The 1115-nt window shown below is 43.1% G+C and carries 1 protein-coding gene; it reads right to left on the bottom strand.

The genetic code is table 11. The features are described from left to right. Positions 1 to 273 precede the first annotated feature (273 nt). Entirely contained in the window at positions 274 to 1080 is an 807-nt protein-coding gene (locus tag ACFQ2O_RS21770) for a M57 family metalloprotease (protein WP_377533040.1), read from the bottom strand. Positions 1081 to 1115 lie beyond the last annotated feature (35 nt).

Here is a 1115-nt window from a genome sequence, read left to right as displayed (position 1 = left end):
GCTAAAAAACAGGAATAGTATCTCTATAAAGTAACATTAGCTTAACAATGCCTGTTAAAATAAAACAGCAGGAAAGCGTGATTCTGATTATAAATTCCGGAATAAATTGTGCAAAAAGTAACATCATATCTCCCTCTACTGCTTCAAATTAAATAATTACATCTCTACCCGCTTACAAAGCACAACGCCCACTTCTTTTACAGAAGTGGGCGTTGTGCTTTGTAACATGAATAAGGTAGCAACCAAAGGTGCTGCCCCTACTTATCGCGCTGCTTAGTATAGGTAATCTAAAGCAGTTTTATCGTTTGAGTTGAAAGGACGATCATAGCCTGTACCAATGCAAGACAGCATCCAAGAATTCGGGTCAGCCTCAACCGGAGTACCAGGGATGTTGATAGCACCTACCGTAGATTGGCCTTCATTAAAGAATTCACCACCACAGCTGTACTGTCTGTTCATGTAGTCTGTATGGCGGAACCCGATGCAATGGCCAATTTCGTGTGCCAGAATGGTTGCCAGATAAGCTTGGTCAGGTCTTACACCCATGTAGCGAGAGTTAACCAGCACTTGGTTGTGTGGGGCACCAGCAGCCGTTGGGAAACCAGCAGAGGCAAGATACCCAGCACTACCAGGGGCTTTTCTTAACGTAATGTCAGCATTGGAGGCAATACGCTTAAATGTTATCTGCAAACCTTCTGCATTATAGCGCTCCAGAGCTACGTCTAGCGCATCGCCATATGTTCTTGGCAGTTGATAATCCAGCGCCACCGTAATTACACGTGGCAAGCCTTTTACTAGATTAATTGTGTGATACTGCTCTTCTTCGCCAACACGCAATGATTTTGCATCATGAGCAGCGGTAAGATCGTTGTCAGTCAGGAAAATGTCTCCTTCAACAAGGTAACCTCCTTCTATGCGCTCTACTCCAAGGCTACTAAAGCCCATATTAGAAATTTGAGAGAGTGTCTGCTCAGAAACTGCATCGTTTCTCAATATATCCTCTTCTTCGCTCTGGCAAGAGGTGAAACCCAGAGTAGTAGCCACTACGGCTGAAAAAAATAGTAAACGCTTTGTAATCATAAGGTATAGAGTTTAAAGGTGAAAAATTACTATTG

This window comes from Pontibacter rugosus (genome assembly GCF_042678745.1).
GTDB lineage: Bacteria > Bacteroidota > Bacteroidia > Cytophagales > Hymenobacteraceae > Pontibacter > Pontibacter rugosus.
The sequence above is the reverse complement of the archived record's forward strand: the minus strand, read 5'-3'. Positions and strand labels throughout refer to the sequence as shown.